This window comes from Planctopirus limnophila DSM 3776 (assembly GCF_000092105.1).
Taxonomy (GTDB): domain Bacteria; phylum Planctomycetota; class Planctomycetia; order Planctomycetales; family Planctomycetaceae; genus Planctopirus; species Planctopirus limnophila.
Map to the genome: position 1 here is coordinate 3932426 of NC_014148.1, position 19001 is coordinate 3951426.

Annotated in this window: 18 protein-coding genes; 14 read left to right on the plus strand and 4 right to left on the minus strand. The window is 56.9% G+C overall.

The window, feature by feature from the left end:
* Positions 1-30 precede the first annotated feature (30 nt).
* Both PLIM_RS15585 and PLIM_RS15590 read right to left on the minus strand, forming a co-directional pair.
* Complete coding sequence (locus tag PLIM_RS15585) at positions 31-1011, minus strand: DUF1559 domain-containing protein (protein WP_013111287.1); 981 nt, start codon at positions 1009-1011, stop codon at positions 31-33.
* A 240-nt stretch (positions 1012-1251) separates the two neighbouring features.
* A complete protein-coding gene (locus PLIM_RS15590; RefSeq protein ID WP_013111288.1) occupies positions 1252-2394 on the minus strand; it encodes an AraC family transcriptional regulator in 1143 nt (380 codons plus the stop codon).
* A gap of 193 nt (positions 2395-2587) precedes the next feature.
* On the opposite strand from PLIM_RS15590, the gene PLIM_RS15595 reads away from it, so the two are divergent.
* From PLIM_RS15595 to PLIM_RS15645, 11 genes are all read left to right on the plus strand, one after another.
* The gene (locus PLIM_RS15595; RefSeq protein WP_148227139.1) at positions 2588-2983 is read left to right on the plus strand and encodes a hypothetical protein; all 396 of its coding nucleotides are present in this window, start codon (positions 2588-2590) and stop codon (positions 2981-2983) included.
* A gap of 155 nt (positions 2984-3138) precedes the next feature.
* A complete protein-coding gene (locus PLIM_RS15600) occupies positions 3139-3321 on the plus strand; it encodes a hypothetical protein (protein WP_013111290.1) in 183 nt (60 codons plus the stop codon).
* Positions 3269-3766, plus strand: a complete 498-nt coding sequence (locus tag PLIM_RS23075) for a hypothetical protein (RefSeq protein ID WP_013111291.1) — start codon at positions 3269-3271, stop codon at positions 3764-3766. The genes PLIM_RS15600 and PLIM_RS23075 overlap by 53 nt, the downstream gene beginning before the upstream one ends.
* Positions 3763-4125, plus strand: a complete 363-nt coding sequence (locus PLIM_RS15610) for a hypothetical protein (protein ID WP_013111292.1) — start codon at positions 3763-3765, stop codon at positions 4123-4125. Before PLIM_RS23075 ends, PLIM_RS15610 begins: the two co-directional genes overlap by 4 nt.
* 63 nt (positions 4126-4188) lie before the next feature.
* Positions 4189-4389, plus strand: a complete 201-nt coding sequence (locus PLIM_RS15615; RefSeq protein ID WP_013111293.1) for a DUF2997 domain-containing protein — start codon at positions 4189-4191, stop codon at positions 4387-4389.
* 103 nt (positions 4390-4492) lie between these two features.
* Positions 4493-5971, plus strand: a complete 1479-nt coding sequence (locus tag PLIM_RS15620; protein ID WP_013111294.1) for an AAA family ATPase — start codon at positions 4493-4495, stop codon at positions 5969-5971.
* Between the two features lie 41 nt (positions 5972-6012).
* Positions 6013-6267, plus strand: a complete 255-nt coding sequence (locus tag PLIM_RS15625; RefSeq protein WP_013111295.1) for a hypothetical protein — start codon at positions 6013-6015, stop codon at positions 6265-6267.
* Positions 6242-7210 carry a hypothetical protein gene (locus PLIM_RS15630; RefSeq protein ID WP_013111296.1) on the plus strand — a complete coding sequence of 323 codons (969 nt, stop codon included), beginning with the start codon at positions 6242-6244 and terminating at the stop codon, positions 7208-7210. Before PLIM_RS15625 ends, PLIM_RS15630 begins: the two co-directional genes overlap by 26 nt.
* Position 7211: 1 nt before the next feature.
* The gene (locus PLIM_RS15635; protein ID WP_013111297.1) at positions 7212-7463 is read left to right on the plus strand and encodes a hypothetical protein; all 252 of its coding nucleotides are present in this window, start codon (positions 7212-7214) and stop codon (positions 7461-7463) included.
* 123 nt (positions 7464-7586) lie between these two features.
* Positions 7587-7769: a hypothetical protein gene (locus tag PLIM_RS15640; RefSeq protein ID WP_013111298.1), complete on the plus strand. Its 183-nt coding sequence runs from the start codon at positions 7587-7589 to the stop codon at positions 7767-7769.
* Positions 7770-7879: 110 nt separating this feature from the next.
* Positions 7880-9127, plus strand: a complete 1248-nt coding sequence (locus PLIM_RS15645) for a hypothetical protein (RefSeq protein ID WP_013111299.1) — start codon at positions 7880-7882, stop codon at positions 9125-9127.
* Between the two features lie 861 nt (positions 9128-9988).
* On the opposite strand, the gene PLIM_RS15655 is transcribed toward PLIM_RS15645, so the two are convergent.
* Together PLIM_RS15655 and PLIM_RS15660 are read right to left on the minus strand one after the other, a co-directional pair.
* The gene (locus tag PLIM_RS15655) at positions 9989-10657 is read right to left on the minus strand and encodes a response regulator transcription factor (protein ID WP_052301602.1); all 669 of its coding nucleotides are present in this window, start codon (positions 10655-10657) and stop codon (positions 9989-9991) included.
* Entirely contained in the window at positions 10632-12593 is a 1962-nt protein-coding gene (locus tag PLIM_RS15660) for a type IV pili methyl-accepting chemotaxis transducer N-terminal domain-containing protein (RefSeq protein WP_013111302.1), read from the minus strand. The genes PLIM_RS15655 and PLIM_RS15660 overlap by 26 nt, the downstream gene beginning before the upstream one ends.
* Before the next feature lie 566 nt (positions 12594-13159).
* Between PLIM_RS15660 and PLIM_RS15665 the strand changes: the two genes are divergently transcribed.
* From PLIM_RS15665 to PLIM_RS15675, 3 genes are all read left to right on the plus strand, one after another.
* A complete protein-coding gene (locus tag PLIM_RS15665; protein WP_013111304.1) occupies positions 13160-14536 on the plus strand; it encodes an MFS transporter in 1377 nt (458 codons plus the stop codon).
* A 339-nt stretch (positions 14537-14875) separates the two neighbouring features.
* Positions 14876-16564, plus strand: coding sequence for a DmsC/YnfH family molybdoenzyme membrane anchor subunit (locus PLIM_RS15670; protein ID WP_230849326.1), 1689 nt, complete (start codon positions 14876-14878; stop codon positions 16562-16564).
* Positions 16561-18786 carry a molybdopterin oxidoreductase family protein gene (locus PLIM_RS15675; RefSeq protein ID WP_013111306.1) on the plus strand — a complete coding sequence of 742 codons (2226 nt, stop codon included), beginning with the start codon at positions 16561-16563 and terminating at the stop codon, positions 18784-18786. Before PLIM_RS15670 ends, PLIM_RS15675 begins: the two co-directional genes overlap by 4 nt.
* Positions 18787-19001: the final 215 nt, after the last annotated feature.

The window sequence follows — 19001 nt, forward strand, 5'->3', positions numbered from 1 at the left end:
CATCAATCAAGGAAAACACATCGGAGCGGATTAGAACTCGGCATTGACCAGACCGTCGTCCCGCCAGACCAGGTAGCGGTAGGTGGTGGTGTGCTCGATGTTCTCGTTCACAAATCGAACGCCGCCGTCACCCATCAGGACGTGGACGCCCCCTGTGTGATAGCTGCTCACTCCGCGCCCGTTGTAGGCACTGGTCGTATCATTCAGCGCCTGAACGTAGTCATAGTTGATGCGATAAACGGCATGAGTCAAAGTTCGATAGGGGCGAATGGCGTTGTTGCGACTGGCGATCCCGGCCCAGACGGCCGCGCCGAAATTCGTGGTGAAGCCGTTGGTGGCGGGGCCGACGGGAGAGGCATCCCGTTCGCTCACGAAGAATGTGTTCGAGAGCCCGTCAGAGATCCTGGCGAACGGAAGATAAGAATTGCCGAAGAAAGTGCCGTGGGCGTCGTAGTTGTTGGTCAGCGTCTCGGTGGTCAGTCCCGATCCACCATAGGCAACATAGTTGGAGGTGCCCGGATAAAAGAAATTCGTCGCGCCGAAGGGAAAATCATGGACCTGCGGGGCGATATCCGATGGGCACCGGAAGACGGAGATCGGCGTCTGAAGGAGTTGCTGATCCTGCGCAGTGAATGTCGCCACATAGCGGGCACTTAAGGGAATGTTGCCCGGGTTCAGGGCATTGTAAAGAGGAGCCTGATCCAGATAGGGAAGGATGGAGACGGCCCACCCATAGATCGGGATCAGGTTGTTGGCGTCGTAGGCGTAACCAGCGGGCAGCCTTTGATAGACATCATGATAATTATGGAGTGCCAGGCCGATCTGTTTAAGATTGTTCCGGCATTGGCTGCGGCGGGCGGCTTCACGGGCCTGCTGGACGGCGGGGAGAAGCAGAGCGATTAAGACGGCGATGATCGCGATGACAACCAGTAGTTCGATCAACGTGAACCCCCTGCGAGAGTTGGGAGGGAGTGCGGTTGTCGAAAAGTCTGTAGGAAAAGAATAGGACACGACGCTGACCTCCCGGCGAAAAGGGATTACGGGTTCGCCGCAGGGCGAACCGAAACGCGATGGGGGCCGTCAACCTGGAGCGCCAGTTGAACGGCAGGTCGTGTTCGTTCTTGAGCAGGGAACGATGAGCACTACCCGAACAAAAGCAGATTCTTCTCTCGCAAGCGACAGCATTCAATGGGATCTTGCGCAGAACAGTTGGGTGTTTGCGCGGAACATTTGGCGAGATCTTCCCGCTTATCAACGCTGCGGCCGGAGATCGGACGGTTTAATACCCAGGTATTTGCGGAAAGCGTGCGAGAATTCGACGCTGCTGGAGAAGCCGCATTTTGTGGCGACCGACGAGATCGGCAGATCGCTATCGACAAGGAGATTGCGGGCCTGTTCGAGCCGGGTGCGGCGGATCTCCTCGGAGGGAGTTCGGCCGAGAATCGTCTGGAACTTCTGCTCCAGCGTACGGCGGGAAATAGGGTACACCTTGAGAATGTCAGGGACGCGAATCCCTTCGCAGGCGTGTGAGCGGATGAAGCGGAGAACGTCGCCGATCTCCTGGTCCGCGACGGCGAGGATCTCGGTCGAGTGCCGGGCGATGACGCGCAGCGGCGGGATCAGCTTGGGATGCTTGGGGGCGGGGCGGCCGTTCATCATGCGGTGGAGCAAAGCACAGGCCTCATGTCCGATGCGGGCACAATCGAGCTCGACGCTGGAGATGGGCGGCGAGGCGATGCTGCAAAGCAGATCGTCGGTGTCACCAGACAGGATCGCGACTTCGTCTGGAATGTGAATCCCTTCCCACTGGCAGATCTCTGCCAGTTGACGGGCTGGGACGGGATCGGGAGCGAAGACCGCCAGCGGGCTGGGTTGGGAGCGAATCCACTGGGCGACAAGTTGGGGGTCTGCGTACCACCCCAGTTCGTTCCGCTCGAGCTTGTCGAAGCCGCAGCAATAGAAGCCGGCCTTCCTGGCGACCTGCTGGAAGAGTTGTGAACGCTGATCGGGGTAGCGGTTCACATGTGGGGCGAAGCAGGCGAAGTGGGTGAAGTTCTTCGAGCGGAAGTGTTCAAAGGCCATTGCAATGCGGACGCGGTCGTCGGTAACGACGCGGCCCACCCACGTCTCCTGCCGCATGAGAACATCGACATCGACCACGGGAATCGCGGCGGTTTGCAGGCTGCGGGCCATGGGGACATCGCGGAGCATGGCGACCGCGCCGTCGCCTTGCCAACGGTGGGGCAGCCGCAGACGGCCGTCTTCGTCGCGAGGGGAGATGACCAGTGCCCAGCGGGATTTCTGAGCATACCGCGCGACCGCCTCAACGACATTCCGCCCCCAGCTGTCGCCGGTTTCGATCAGAACAGCAACGGATCGACTGTAGTTTGGCATCGCCAACAATTAAGCATTGGCGGGTCCAGGACACAAGGGGAGGTTTATCGAATCATCCACCTCACCATAAGTTTCACGAGCATCACGAGGGTCACGAGCCGGAAGCGTCAGCGACGGACCTTTTCCTATTCCTCTTGACAATCAAGTTTGCCTATCAAATCGACTTGTCATTGTTCTTGCGGTGAAAATGAGAGTGCCCGTCGCTGACGCTTCCGCCTCGTGGATGGCGACCTGCGTTCAAGAGGCCCGAAACACAAAAACCCCTGCCAGGCAGGGGTTGTGTGAACTGATGACGGTTTTTGAAGAGTCAAGAAATTACCCCGCCAGGATTCGAACGAATGAGTTTTTCCAAGTAGAAAACGCATTTCCAGCGGAATTCCGGGCACAAACCGGGCAAATCGAGGCACGACTGGAAAACGGGGCAGCGGCCAGCGGGGCGGATGCTCTCGTGGCTGGGTTGATGCATTCTGTTGCCACGGACGCCGATCTCCGACGACTGGCGGCGGTTTGGGGACGACTCTCTCCCGATGACCGGCGAGCCCTGGCCAGTCATGCTGAAACCTTGGCGGCGGTAAGCCACTGCTCGTGAGTGATCGTGAGCTGAATTTCCGCCAATTTTGCGTCATGAATCTTTGACGGAAAAAGGTTAGGTGTCCCAGGGTCGCCGACCTTCCATTTTTTGAGCCGTTTGCCCCCGATTTGGGAGCAGACGGCTCATTCCTTTTGATTTCAGGAGAAACGTTCATGTTCATGCTGCTGGCTTTGCTCAGTTTCCTGGTGTTGGTGAGTTGTCTGGTGATTCGGCGGGAGCGTGTGCTCCGGCAGGCCTGGCAACATCTCGCTGCCCAGATCCTCTCGCGAAGGAATACTCCCGATGCGTCTTCTGATGTCACTACTGATCGGCACGATGCTGGTTTTGGCCAGTAGCTGTCAGGCTCCACCGCCTGCTCAGATTCCACCCGATGTGGGGCGATTTCTCGAGGCCCAGGCCCAGCAGAACCAGCGACTCGCAGAACTGCAGGCAAGCTGGCAGCAAGAGCGGAAGACACTCTTCGAACAGCGGGATCAACTCGAAGCCGAACGAGTGGAACTGGCACGGCTTCGCAATCAGGAACCGGTTGTGGCAGCCGCCATCCTGACGATTGGAGAGCTGATCCTGTGCCTCAGCCCCCTGCTGCTGGCCGGGATGTTTCTCAAGATGTCGACCCCTCTGACCAGTACGGATCAGCTGGCAGAAGTGTTGCTGCTTCGAGAAGAAACCTCACGACGTGCTGCTGCCCCGCTGGCACTGCCTCGCGATCCTCAGCGTCCTGCCCCTTCTCTTCCCAGTGCCGCACCCGGCACCACTCCCTCGAAAGGAACCACTGGATGAGTCATCTCGTAACCATAAAAACCCAAGTCAAAGACATTGCGGCCATTCGCCAGGCGTGTGTGCGGCTTCAACTACCGGCTCCGCAGGCAGGGACTGCCCGCATCTACAACCAGGAGTGTTCCGGTTGGCTGGTGGAACTGCCGGGATGGCGGTTTCCCGTGGTCTGTCAGACCGAAACTGGCGACCTTCAATACGATAACTTCCAGGGTCACTGGGGCGATCCCCAGAGACTCGACGCCTTCCTGCAGCATTACGCCGTCGCGAAAGCCACGCTGGAAGCTCATCGTCAGGGCCATACCGTTCAGGAGCGGCTGGAACAGAATGGGGCCATCCGCCTGACAATCGGTCTGCCTGCCTGACAGCACCTGTTCGTCATCGACCGTCGTTACTTCGCAGCTCATTCCCTTTTTGAAGGATTTGCCATGCCTCCCACTCTTGAAGTGCTGGTCGCTCCCGATGGCTCAGTCCAGGTGAAAGCCCAGGGCTTTCAAGGGGCCAGCTGTCGCACAGCCACTCAGGCACTCATTGCGGCCTTAGGGCTCCCGACTCAGGAGCAACTTCAGCCCGAGTTCTACGCGACGCCCACCACCCACGCCTCGCAGGAGCTTTCGCAGGGAGCCTGAGTCTTCGGCTTCTCATCGCATTACTGAGTTGTCGACCCTGCCAGGCCTGTAAGCCTCGTGGGGTCGTGTTGTTTTCATCGCCTTTTTTCCTATGGAGCACTCCATGAGTTTTTCGGAACAGCTGATCGAACATATCCGGGCCGCCTTCAGCGGAATCTGGATTCAGTCCCCTGAAGTGGAAGAAGTCGAGCGGACACTCATCCGCCTCGCACCCTCCCAGTCCTGGAACCTGGCCGTCTGGGATCTGGCGCAAGGGTTCTGGCGCATGGGGGGTACTGCCAGCCCTGAGGTCGCCGATCCTCTCTCAGCTCTCAAGGCGTTTGCCACCCTGCGAGATCACGAGACGGCTTCAGCGACTCTGCTGGTCCTGCCAAACTTTCACCGCTTCCTCCAAAGCCCCGAGATCATCCAGCAACTGGTATCACTCCTCAAGCTGGGGAAGCGGGAGCGGATGTTTGTGGTGATCGTTTCCCCGGTCCTTCAACTCCCCGTGGAGCTGACCCGGCAGTTTGTGGTACTGGAGTTTCCCCTTCCTGCGGCTGTTGAACTGGGTGAGATTGCCCGGGAACTGGTTTCGGATACTCCCGATCTCCTTCCCACAGGCCCCGCCTGGAATCAGCTTCTTGATGCGGCAGCGGGATTAACCCGCATTGAAGCCGAAGGGGCGTTCGCTCTCTCACTCACCCGGCATGGGAACTTCCAGCCCGAAGTGATCTGGGAACTCAAGGCCCAGCTCCTTCGCCAGCAGAACCTCCTGCGGCTTCACCGGGGAAACGAGTCATTCGCGAATCTCGGGGGACTGGCGTCGTTAAAAACCTTTTGCCGCCAGGCCCTGCGGCCTGGGCGATCAGCCTCGACAGTGAAAGCCCGTGGCGTGTTGCTCCTCTCGCCGCCTGGTTGTGGAAAGTCGGCTTTCTGCCGGGCGCTGGGGAATGAGACCGGGCGACCAGTCCTCACGCTCGATCTGGGAGCCGTGCTGGGCGGGATTGTGGGGGAGACAGAACGCAACATCCGTCAGGCCCTGCAGGTCGTCGATGCCATGGCTCCCTGTGTGCTGTTTGTCGATGAACTCGAGAAAGGACTCGCAGGAGTCGGTGGAACTGGCGATGCCGGGGTCGCCACCCGGCTGTTTGGGACACTCCTCACCTGGCTCTCCGACCACACGAGCGATGTGTTCTTCGTGGGGACTGCCAACCACATCCAGCACCTCCCGCCCGAGTTCACTCGTGCGGAGCGACTCGATGGGATCTTCTTCGTCGATCTCCCCACCAAAGCCCAGCGGCATGAGATCTGGACGCTCTACCGAAGGCAGTACGACATCAGTGCCAGTGAGCCGATTCCTGCTGACGATGGCTGGACGGGTGCCGAGATTAAGTCCTGCTGCCGACTCTCGGCTTTGCTGGGGATTTCCCTCACAGAAGCGGCCCAGCAGGTCGTCCCGGTTTCGAAGACGTCTGCTGAGGTGATCGAACAGCTGCGACAATGGGCCCATGGGCGTTGCCTCTCGGCCGATCAGGCCGGGATTTATACCCACACCCCGGCTGCCACCTCCCGGCGGAAGGTGACGCCTTCCACCAACTGAACTTTTTTCCGCTGAATGTTTTTTCCCTTGGAGATCTTCCCATGCGTCGTGCCCGCGAACTCTCGCTCCCCGAACTCCAGCAACTCGTCACAGCGATTCAGGAGATTCTCTATCGCGACGAGGATGAGCAAGGCATGCCGTTCTGGAACCCAGAGCGTACCTGGGAGGGAGCCGACGTCTGTGAAGAACTGGGCCAGCTCATGACGCACTACGAACTTGTTCCCCTGGATTCAGATACCAACCTTCCCCTCCTGAAAGGAGATATTCCTGATGACACTATTGGCCACCGAATCTGAGACAGACACTTCGACTCCCGCTTCCCGCCCTCTGGCGCGGGAACTCCGCGAACTGACGACGGCGGTACGCGTCAGCTTTCACTGGCTGGGCACCAGCCGGACACTGACTCACAGCCAGAAGGCTCAGGCCGCTGAACCCTTTGGAGCGGCTGAGAAATTCCTGTCAGCGGGTAAGAAGCTCTTTGACACGAGTGCTCCTGCTTACCGGAATGTGACCGCCGTCCGCAGCAAGATCATCCAGTACTGGAAAAGCACTTCACTCCCGTTCCCTGAACCCGGCTTGCGGCTGATCCGCAAGGAACGGATCAATACTTTCGATGCTCAACTGGAAGCATTCCGTGAAGAACTCGATCGGGCAGTGCGGGAACTGGATGCCGAGTTCGACGATCTCAAGCGGCAGGCCCGGCAGCGGCTGGGTTCGCTGTTTGATCCCAGTGATTATCCCACCGCTTTGAGACACGAGTTTGGGGTGGAATGGGATTATCCCAGTGTTGCCCCGCCCGAACACCTCCAATCGATCGCCCCCGAGCTTTATGAGCGGGAATGCGCCCGGGTCTCGGCCCGGTTCGAGGAAGCGATCCAATTGGCAGAGACGGCCTTTCTGGATGAATTTAATAGCCTGGTGTCGCATCTGTGCGAACGGATCTCTGGCAGTGGGGATCAAGCCCCAAAAGTGTTCCGGGATTCGGCTGTCTCCCGGCTGCATGAGTTCTTCCAGCGGTTCAAAGAACTCCAGATTGGTTCTCACGACCAGCTCGAAACGCTCGTTGAGCAGGCTCAAGGGCTGCTGAAAGGGGTGTCTCCGCAGGCGCTGCGGGATCAACCCAGCCTGCGGCAACAGCTCTCCCGGCAGATGGGAGCGGTTCAGTCGCAGCTCGATCAACTCCTTGTTGATCGACCCCGCCGCTCCATCGTTCGTCCTCGATCTTCCGAGGAGGCCTGATATGGATCTGCGCACCACGGACCTGCTGGTTCAACCCGATGGTTCAGTGACGACCCTCTACACGGAAGTGATCGATCTGGCGGCTCTGGGCCTCTTGCAGATCGAACGGGCCAGTGATGTCGAACCTGACAGCACGGGCCACTGGTGGGCCCAGTTGCGGGAAGGGCCGAAGCTGGGGCCGTTTGATCGGCGGAACCAGGCCCTGCAGGCCGAAGTCGACTGGCTGCTGGAGCATCGCCTCCTGAAGCACTGAATTCTTCCTTCTCAAAGACGGTTCTTCACTCCCCGGTTCTCGCGGCTGTTTCGGCAGCGTGAGAGACGGGGAGTTTTTTTGTTGGCTGAAACAACACTGCTTCTCGAAAGGAGCCTCTCCCTCATGACTCGACATGAACTCGAACGAGCTATTTCTGAAACGACGGGCGATGACCTCGCGGTGATCCATCAGCGAGGGTTCGAACTGATTGATCTTTCGCCACCTCTGGCCGACGACGAACTGCTGGATCTCTACCTCGACTGGGATGCCCTTCACCTGTCAGTCGCTGGCTGTCGTAACGGCTGAACTCGAACAACCTGTCGATCACCTGAACCGACCTGCTCTCACTCTGACACAGTGGGGGCGGGTGTTTGTGTTTCTCATCCTGCTTAATCTCTTCCCTCGAAAGGTGTTCCATGCTGCTCTTCACACGCGGCGAAGCCCGCCGGGTATTGGCAGTGCTTCGTAAAGCGGGACTGGTCAACTTCTCCCGCCGCATTCAACCCCCAATCACACTGGTGCAAGCCGGATCGCAGTTGCGAATCCTCTGTGCCACGAAAGACTGCTGGGGCCTTTGGGAACGCGAACCTGGCTCTCACGAAACCCGCTCCAGCACACCCTCAGAACCTGTCACCCGCGTCACTGTCTCGGCGGAACTCCTGCGGGAATGTCAGGGGTCTGATGCCGAGGTCGTCACACTGGAAATCGATCAGGACATCGTGAAGGCAAGTTGGTCTGTTTCGGGATTTGCGGTCGAGCGGGAGTTTCCGGTGTTCGATGCCCCCGACGAGCATCTCTTCCAGCATCCCCGGGAATACTTCTCGTGTCCGCCAGAGTTCCTGAGTGCCTTGCGGCAGGTGATGGCAGTCCGAGACAGTGCCAGCACGCGGTATGCCCTCAACTGCGTTCAGCTAAGTGGCTCCCGTCAGCAGCTGGCGGGGACCGATAGCCAAAAACTCTTGATTCACCGGGGAATTCAGCTCCCGTGGCCTGAGGATCTCCTTGTGCAGGGTACAGATCTGCTCGAAGCTCTTGAGTTGCAGCGAGTCAAAACGGTGCGAATGGGCCGGACAGAACACGATCTCGTGCTGCAATTGGGGCACTGGACAGTCGGGCTCAAGCTCAACACGGAGTCCCACTATCCGCCGGTGGATCGTGTGGTGCCGTGGCTCTCTGACGACGCGACACGGCTGGAACTCCATCCGCTCGATGCCACCCGGCTGGAGGAACTGCTGCACCGGATGCTCGAAACCTGTTCCAGCCGATTGCCCACCATGCATCAGCCGCTGACAGTCGATCTTACGGGCGATGTCCCGATCGTCCGTTGCCGCACGAATCACTCTCCCCGGGCCACGGAAATCCGCCTGAGCCGTTCCTCACGCCATGGCCTGCCCGGAAAGGTCTGTCTGGAAACCCGGTTCCTGGTATCGGCCCTCGAAATGGGATTCCAACAACTGGCATTCCACAAAAGTGACTCGCCTGTGCGGCTGGACCAGCACCAGCGGATCTACATCCTCATGCCACTCGACCCCGACAGCTTGATCCCACCGGGTGACGATCATGTGATCACCACCGGTCCGGAAGCGGAGGAGGTGGATCGAGCCCCTGTGTTCGATCAGAAACAGGAATCACCCCTCCGCCGTACAGAACTGGCAATCGCTTAAATCAATCGCTGCTGCAGATCGTCCACTACACAGTCACACCTGCTCAGGTCGCAGAGGGATCCCTCTGCGGCCCGGGCTGGTTTCTTTTTAGCTGTCAGTGAGTTGCTCTGGAAGGCTCTTACAACCGCTGGAATCGGCTTGAGGTGCCAATACAAATCAGGGTCTTACCAAAATCCACGTGTTGAATGTCATCAAGGCACAAAAATTTGGAATCAGGCTAAATGGTCGATGATGAATCTCCTGTGCATGGTCCCGTTGAAGATTGGGCTTCTGCAGAAGATGAAATCATAAAAGGGTTCATCTCGTCCCACTTCAATGAGTTAAGATCGAGATTCTCAGGGTTTCGCGCGCGAGTTCTCCATGACGAATTGTCGTTTGCCTTAAGGAGACAGGTTGCACGCAAACTGGCAATCTTCGCCAACCAGCGTTACTGATTTTGAACGAGGCCTCAGGAAGACCTCGGAAGCGTCCACGAACGTTGTATGCTGACGCAGGCTACAACAGTGAAGCTGCTCGCCAGGCACTCCAAGGTCGCGGCATCATCCCCCACATACGCTGCAGAAACACCGCCCACGGAGGTAGACTGGGAAAAATTCCTGTGAAGTCACAAGACAGAGGTGGTGGAACGTACCATTAGTTGGCACGGCGGGCTGGGCATTTTCCGCATTCGCTACGACCGGCATCAGCAAATCATCCACGCCTGGAACCACCTGGCACTCGCTGCCCTCTGTTATTGCGTGCTGATCAGGACACCAACCCAAACTTTTAATCAACAAAGCGGTTTTTGTCAGGCTCTAAGAGTGAACTGCTGCTATTCGACAAAACAGCACAATACCCCCAAAAGTCGAAATACCTAAGCCCTCATTGAATACGATTTAGCGTAGGTACTCTTCCTTGCTCATTTCTCTGAAGTTGGCGGACTTCTGCGAGCACTCGATGTGTAATCGTAAGTTGCAGCAGTTCTGCCAGGCTTTGAACTTTGAGTTTTCTCATCAGGCGCTGACGACGCAGTTCAATGGCTCGTTCAGAGATAAACAGTCTGGTAGCCATACCTTTATTGCTTTCTCCCTGCAGGATGAGATCCAGCGTCTCGATATCTGTCGCACTCAATTCTTGAACGGCGGTTTCGAGCCGCTCGAATCGCGACTCACTTTGCCGCCATGCTGCATCCAGTTCGAGGGCTTGAGCGACGAGCTTTAATAGTCGCTGCGACTCAAATGGCTTCTCCAGAAATTCTATAGCTCCTGATTTCATGGCCGTGACCGCGATTTCGACGCTCGCATGTGCTGTCATGAAAATCACCGGCAGACGTCGGCCTTGTAGCAGGAGCTGTTGATAGAGTTCCAGGCCCCCAATTCCCGGCATGCGGATATCTAACAGCAAACAGCCGGGTTGTGTCTGTTGATACTTCGAAGCGAAATCATCTCCGCTGACGAAACTACGCACTACATACCCCGAAGCGCGGAGCAACGTCACAACGGAATCGCGCAGATCCTCGTCGTCGTCAACGACAAAAACTGTGGGCGACATTACTGGGGGAATTGTCATGAATAACTGCCAATTTGAAACTGACGCGTGCACCACCTGAGGAATTGTTTTCCAGGGTCAACTCACCGGAATGTGAATGAATGAGAGTTTGACTGATCGACAACCCCATGCCGAGGCCATCCGATTTCGTGGTGTGAAAAGGAAAGGGTCCAGTCGTGAGCCAATTGTCCTGGAAACCCGGGCCTGTATCTTCAACCACCAGGACGAGTTTTTTATCTTCCTGGAAAGAGGTGATCGTCAATCGCCGGGGAAGATCAGAAACTCCACTCATGGCCTGAATCGAATTGCGGATCAGATTCATGAGAACCTGCTGAATCTGGACGGCATCGCCCTGGAAACAAAGATCTTCGGAATCACTGGTGTTTTTCGCCACTTCGATTCGTTGTTCAGACAATTCGTTCGAGCAAAGTGCGAGAACCTCTTCGATTAGCGGGTTGATCGACAACAATCTCATTTCACTTTTGGATGTGCGCAAAAATGACCGCATGCGGTTCACGATCGATCCCGCTCTCAATGCGGCATCGCGAATACGACTGGCGATCCGTGCGGCTTCATCAGATTGCTGATCCGGGTTTTGCAGTACGAGAGGGAGTGCTTCAGAATAGGCCGCAATCGCGCCCAACGGCTGATTGATTTCATGTGCTATACCCGTGGCCAATTGGCCCAGGCTGGTGACGCGGTTGGCATGGGCGAGTTGAATCATTAATCGCCGGGAATTTTCCTCGGCGAGATTCCGTTCTTTAATCTGGTGCATCAGTTCGTCGTTGGCGTCGCGGAGTTCACCTGTTCGCAGTGCCACGCGTTCTTCCAATTCGCGGTGTGCATCCTTGAGCCGGTCTTCCGCCAGTTTTCGATCTGAAATATCTGTCACTATCAGGAACAACGCCTTGGCACCATGATCGTCGAGTTCCTGATATCCAACGGCTGTCAAAGTGATGCATTTCAGCGACGCGGGGAGTTGCCACTCAATTTCACAGGGAGATGAGGAACAGACATTGGCACTGAGCAAAAGCATCTTCAGTTCTGCTTGAGATGGAAGAGCCGCCAAACTGACGATGTCGCTTCCTTTGAGTTCATCAACAGTTCGAAACAAAATCTGAGCGAATCGGTCATTCACATAGTGGATGCGATGATCATTGTCGAGCACGACCAGTCCGTCATGCATTCGCTCGATAAGCGAACGAAATTGTGTTTCGCTGATTCTCATTCGCTGCCATTGCGAACGAATCAGTTCATTGGCCGGTTTGAGCACTAGCCACGACAACGCCACCATGGCAGAAAGCGCACCCAGCATTAACGCAAGGCTCAAACCCCTGAGCCAACTCACCTGCTCGATTGCCACGATCTGGAACAGATCAACAACCCGCTCCATCTGCTCAAGATACCCGGGCTCGGCTGCCAACAACTGGATCGCGACCCTCTGGTCATCAGTTGTCAAAACGGGTATCTGAGGAGTGCCGGAAACATCACTATCAATGGTAGATCGCTTCTCGCCCGGGATGCTGGCGGATTGGATGGCTTGTTCCCCCGCTTGCGACAGCTTCTGGAAGTGAGGCTGAAGCTCGGCAAATGCGTGGAGAATTCTGGCATCCCTGACTGGAGGTAACCCCAATTGAGCGTCGCCAAGCAAAAGTCCTGTGTGAACAGTCTTCCAGCGATCTAACGAGTCCCGCAATTCCCTTCGCCAATATTCCGCCTTCGAAGGATCAAGATCGATGGCAAGGGCCGCTTTGGTCATCCGCTGGCTGAGCATGCGCTGTCGGCCCGCGAGATTGATCACCGGCCCAAAGCCGTTGAGCCGAAAAAGCAATGGTTGCAGCAGGGCTTGATCGACGAGAAGCAACGAAGCGACTACCACCAAGACAACGAAATATCGCCGCCCCAGGCCTTGAATCAGTTTTTCCGATTCCTGCGTCATCAACCCGTTTCTCTGAGGACAGTCCAGCGTGCGTTCTTACGAGAGATTGAAAAACGAACTGACCGTTGGAGACATACCAGTTTCGTGAATCCAACTTTCCACCAGTCATTGCTGAATAATTATCGATGAAAACTGCGTGCCGAAGCCGTTATGAACACATGCCTCGATCGAGTGTGAATTACATTTTCCCGTGGATTCACGGGAATAACTGGCATTTGAAGTTTTCAAACAGCAGAAAAACTCCGCTCCAAAACCATGCAATCGTGCCTCAATGGATTGCACCACGAATGGCTTTCACATGGTTCATTGAAGAGTTTGAGTTCGGTTAACCGAACAAATGGAGCCTTCTTCGTTCTTTGGAATCAAAGCTGCCTGAATCTGAGTTGCCGCTGCATCAGATCTAGACCATTTCTCCCTTGAGGCCCCTCCAGAGAGAGTGAGCCGAAATCAATGATCAGTGAGTCATCCACCGGTCTTCCATCTGGGGTGTTGCTCCGAGGGAAGCACGACAGTCGCTCGTCGTCAGGGTGGATAGGAAGTTGTTCACGCACGACAAGGCTCATTCAATGACCACCTCCGCCAAAGCGACATCGATCCGGCTGTGGGATTTCAAGACCCCACCCATGCGTGCGTTCCACATGTCCTGGTTCGCGTTTTTTCTGTGTTTTTTCGCATGGTTCGGCATCGCACCACTGATGCCAGTCGTTCGCGATGAAATGCACCTCAGCAAGGATCAGGTGGGCTGGTGCATTATTGGATCGGTCGCGATCACAGTTCTTGCGCGGCTCTATGTCGGCTGGCTTTGCGACCGGATCGGCCCCCGTCTGGCATATAGCGGGCTGTTGGTGCTCGCTTCAATCCCTGTGATGGGAATCGGACTGGCCCACGATTTCACGACGTTTTTAATGTTCCGCATCGCGATCGGTGCCATCGGTGCGTCGTTTGTGATCACGCAGTATCACACTTCGATCATGTTTGCAAAGAACTGTGTTGGCACAGCAAACGCCACTACTGCCGGTTGGGGGAATCTTGGGGGCGGGGTGACGCAAATGGTCATGCCCACGCTCTTTGCACTTCTCATGGTCGCGTTCGGGTTGTCAACGGCCAGTTCTTGGCGATTCTGTATGCTGCTGGCCGGAGTGGTCTGCGCTATCACGGGGATCGCTTACTTTTTCCTCACGCAGGATACTCCAGAGGGAAACTTTGCAGAGCTTCGCGCTACTGGGAAAATGTCTCAAAAGTCGGCAGTCAAGGGAACGTTTCAAGAAGCTTGTCGCGACTACCGCGTCTGGATTCTGTTTCTCGTCTATGGGGCCTGTTTCGGGATGGAACTGACGCTCGACAACATCGCGGCACTCTATTTCATCGACTATTTCGAAGAGCTGAAAACGGCTGATCCAGTCTACGCGCTGGGCATCGCAGGGTTCGTTGCAGGACTCTTTGGTTCAATGAACCTCTTCGCCCGCGCGCTGGGCGGCATCGCTTCAGATCGGTGTGCGGCGAAGTGGGCCCTGTCGGGCCGGGTCCGCTGTCTGTTCATTGTCGTCCTGCTGGAAGGGATGGCTCTTATGCTCTTCTCGCAGGCCCGAACCTTGCAGTTTGCCATTCCCGCGATGCTGCTATTAGGTCTCTTTGTCAAAATGTCGAATGGGGCGACTTATGCGGTCGTGCCATTCATCAACAAGCGGGCACTCGGTTCGGTCTCCGGGATCGTTGGAGCCGGTGGAAATGCGGCGGCTGTCGCGGCTGGATTTCTTTTCAAAAGTTCGGTGGTGTCCTGGCCGACGGCTCTGTTCATTCTCGGGGTGATCGTGACGCTGGTATCAGTCAGCATACTAGCCATCCGCTTCGCGCCTCAAATCGAAAGCGAAGAGGCCACGCTTCCGATCCTGACAGGAGACGAGGCGGCCCCCGTTTTACCAGCCGGTGTCCAAGCTGTGTGAGCTTCAATGAAATCACTCCTGTCTCCTGATGCAGGATCCCGTGATCGGAGCAGTCGCTCGCGCCGTTCGCGGATCCTGCACTCGAAATCCCTCATGAGAAGGACACTCATCGAAGCTTTGAGGAAGGATGTGAACTTTGAATCGTGCGTTCGCGAATCACATGCCCTTCGGAAGACCTCAGAGACGTGCCACCCCTGGGCAACCATTTTGTTCGAAAAGACCTCCGTTTGAGAGTCCGGTCGTATGAGCGACGCGTTGCCAATCACGAGGCCTCTGAGTCTGCAAGATCTGCTGGAAGGCTTCGGATCGGTCTCCGCGCCGCCTTCGAAAGGCGAGCAGATGGTTCACCGACTGTTGCAAAAACAGCGGGAGCTCTCGGCCGTCGAACTCTTCGCAAAGGAGCACGCCGGTGGGACGATCAACGGCAGCAAATTACCCGATCAGGCCCGTTTCTATGCCAGTCTGCTGCCTGCGACGCCCGTGGGCCCGGGGCAGCAGTACGGCTTCGAAGTCGATCTCGATCGCTGTTCGGGTTGTAAGGCCTGTGTGACAGCTTGCCACTCTCTGAACGGGTTGGATGATTCGGAGACTTGGCGCGATGTAGGATTACTCATCGGCGGAACCGAGACGCTTCCCGTGATGCAGCATGTGACAGCCGCCTGCCATCATTGCCTTGAACCGGCCTGCATGACCGCCTGCCCGGTAAACGCCTACGAAAAAGACGCCTTCACGGGTATCGTCCGGCATCTCGATGATCAATGCTTCGGCTGCCAATACTGCACGCTGGCCTGTCCCTACAACGTCCCCAAGTACCACGCTGCCAAGGGGATCGTCCGCAAGTGCGACATGTGTTCCAACCGCCTGAAAAATGGCGAAGCACCGGCCTGTGTACAGGCATGCCCTCATGAGGCCATCTCTATCCGAATCGTCGATGTGTCGCGGGTCACCGAAAATGCGGAGGCAGACCACTTCCTCCCCGCTGCTCCCGAACCTTACATCACTCTACCGACAACCACGTACAGGACGACGCGGGTCTTTCCCCGCAATATGCTCCCGGCGGATTACTATTCGGTCAGCCCGCAACATCCCCATTGGCCATTAATCGTGATGCTGGTGCTGACACAGCTTTCGGTTGGAGCATTCGCAGCGGGCAGTTTCCTGGAAGAGGCACTTGATACAGAACTCGCCACCGCTTTTCGTCCCATTCATGCAACAGGCGCACTCGTGCTGGGTTTGCTGGCACTGGGAGCCAGCACGCTTCATCTGGGACGGCCACTCTACGCTTTCCGAGGGATTCTGGGATTTCGGCATTCCTGGCTCAGCCGGGAAATCGTGGCCTTTGGATTATTTGCAGGTCTCGCTGTACCGTTTGCCGGGCTTTGCTGGGGATTGCCACTGCTGGAGGTCTCGGGCAGTCCCTGGGGGAAACTGGCTGGTGAACTCCTCCCGACATTGTCACCGAGTGTCGCGTGCGTGGGAGTTATCGGTGTCTTCTGTTCGGTGATGATCTACGTCTTCACCAGAAGGGAACTCTGGTCGCTGGAGCGAACTTTGATCCGCTTTAGCCTCACGACGATACTTCTGGGCGTGGCGACAATCTGGCTGATGATGTGGCTGGCCGTTGGTTTTTTGAGCGATGACGAGTGGCATCAGCTTGCTCAAAACTTGACTCGCCCTTTGGCCCGCTCGGTAATCATCCTGACCACACTCAAGCTGCTTTACGACATCTCGCTGCTGCGGCATCTGGCGACATTCCGCAATTCGCCGCTCAAGCGATCGGCACTCCTGGTTGTCGGCCCGCTGAGAGGTTTTTCCATCGGACGGCTCGTGTTGGGAGTCGTTGGAGGCGTGGTCATCCCCGCAGCCTTTGCGGCCGTTCCGATTCATGACCCGATCCAGTTCACAACGACATCGGCCGTTTTCGTGGGGCAGATGTGGGTTGCCTGCCTGGGGGGAGAATTGCTCGAGCGTTATCTGTTCTTCTCCGCTGTGTCGAACCCGCGTATGCCCGGAGGAGTGCGTTCATGAGCTGGTATCAGGATAACCCCATTATGCAGCCATTACAGACACTTCTCCATCAGCGAGAGGGTTCCCTGACGCGCGCGTTACTGCAACAACCCGCAGGCTTTGGACTGGGCCAACTGCCCCAAAGCCAGTTGCCCGACGCAACGACGGACATGGTCTGTGGCTTCTGCTCGACGGGTTGTGGCCTCAAAGTCCATTTGAAGGAAGGTGAAGCGATCGGGTTGTCGCCAACTACTTCGTATCCGGTGAACCTCGGCATGGCTTGTCCGAAGGGGTGGGAAGCCTTGCGTGTCCTCGACGCTCCCGACCGCGCGACGACACCTCTGTACCGAGCTGATAAGAACGGAAGGCTGGAACCTGTCGACTGGGATGCAGCGCTGAGACTTTTCACGGGCCGCTTTCGACAGATTCAGGAAAAGCACGGGCCCCACTCAGTGGCGTTCATCAGCACAGGCCAGATGCCCACCGAAGAGATGGCATTGCTCGGCGCGGTGGCCAAGTTCGGCATGGGCCTCAGGCACGGCGACGGCAATACGCGGCAGTGCATGGCGACGGCAGTGGTCGCCTACAAAGAGGCGTTCGGTTTCGATGCGCCTCCCTACACCTACGCCGACTTCGAAGAATCGGACGCCATGGTGTTCGTGGGTAGTAACCCCTGCATTGCCCATCCCATTATGTGGGAGCGCGTCATGCGGAACCGCCGTTCGCCGGAGATCATCGTCGTTGATCCACGCGGCAATGAAACGACGATGTACGCCACCCAGCATCTGGCCATCCAGCCCAAAACCGATCAGACACTCTTTTACGGCGTGGCCCGCCTCCTCATCGAACAAGGCCGGATTGACGAAAAGTTCGTCGAGCTATCGACGACGGGATTCGAGGAATTCGCCCGCTTCGTGAACGACTATAGCCTGGCCCGCACTGCATCCGAAACGGGTCTTGAGCCGAACCAGATTGAGCGATTCGCCTGCACGATCCACGAGAAAGAGCGAGTCTCGTTCTGGTGGACGATGGGGGTCAATCAGAGCCACCAGGGGGTGCGTACCGCGCAGTCGATCATCAATCTGGCACTGATGACGGGGAACATTGGCAAACCCGGAACCGGAGCGAATTCGATCACGGGCCAGTGCAACGCCATGGGTTCGCGGCTCTTCAGCAACACGACCAACCTTCTGGGCGGACACGATTTCAAGAACGCCGATCACCGCGCGAAGATCGCGGGCATTCTGAGCATGGATGAGAGTGTCATCCCCACCGAGAACAGTTGGTCGTACCACGAAATCATGGAGGGAATTCTCAAAGAGAAAATCAAAGGACTGTGGATCATCTGTACCAACACGGCCCACTCGTGGATCAACCAGAACCTGGCCCGTGAAATGCTTTCGCGGCTCGATTTCCTGGTTGTGCAGGACATGTACCACAATACGGAAACGGCCCAGATGGCTGACCTCGTCCTTCCAGCCGCTGGCTGGGGCGAGAAAGAGGGGACGTTTATTAATTCCGAGCGGCGCATTGGTCGTATCAAGAAGGTCAGGCGTGCGCCGGGGAAAGCGCTGGCCGACTTCCACATCTTTCAATTGGTTGCTGAGTATTGGGGCTGCGGAGAGCAATTCCGGCGCTGGTCTTCGCCCGAAGCCGTCTTTGAAGTTCTGAAGGAGTGTTCGCGCGGTATGCCCTGCGACTTCACGGGCGTTCAGAACTACCGCTGGATCGAAGAACAAGGGGGGGTGCAATGGCCCTGCCCTGAAGGGATGACCGCCCCCGTACAAGAGCGGCGTCTCTTCGAGGATGGTTGTTTTTATCATGCCGACGGTCGTGCAAAATTCCTCTTTGAGGCCTCCCGCCCTTTGACGGAATTGCCCAACGAGGCGTATCCGTTCATTTTGTTGACTGGAAGGGGAAGCGCTTCGCAATGGCATACGCAGACCCGCACTGCGAAGTCGCCGGTCCTCAGGAAGTTGTATCCCGAGCGACCGTTTATCGAAATCAATCCGGCTGATGCACGAGCACTCAAGATCGCCCATAACGCCTGGGTCACCGTCGAGTCGCGACGAGGCCGCATGCGGGCGATGGCGCTCGTGACTCCTGCTGTGAGACAAGGACAGGTCTTCATTGCGATGCATTACGAGGGGACGAACCAGTTAACCGACGCGGTGTTCGACCCGTACTCAAAGCAGCCCTCGTACAAGGCTTGCGCCGTCAACGTCAAGGGAGGTGCGGAGTGAATATTGACGCGTTTCGTTCCTCGTCGCGTAGTACGTTCCTGAATCCTCGAAGGGTGTGGTCTTGGGCAATTGGTGGCCTGGGTTGAGCATCTTCGCGAACCCCTAACTCCTGCCAACCAGCGCTGAGGGTTCGAAGACTCACTGACAACCACCCGTCGACCCTGGCCGCCGATTCCAATCACGTGAATTGATCCCTTTTCAAGTGGTGCTTTTCC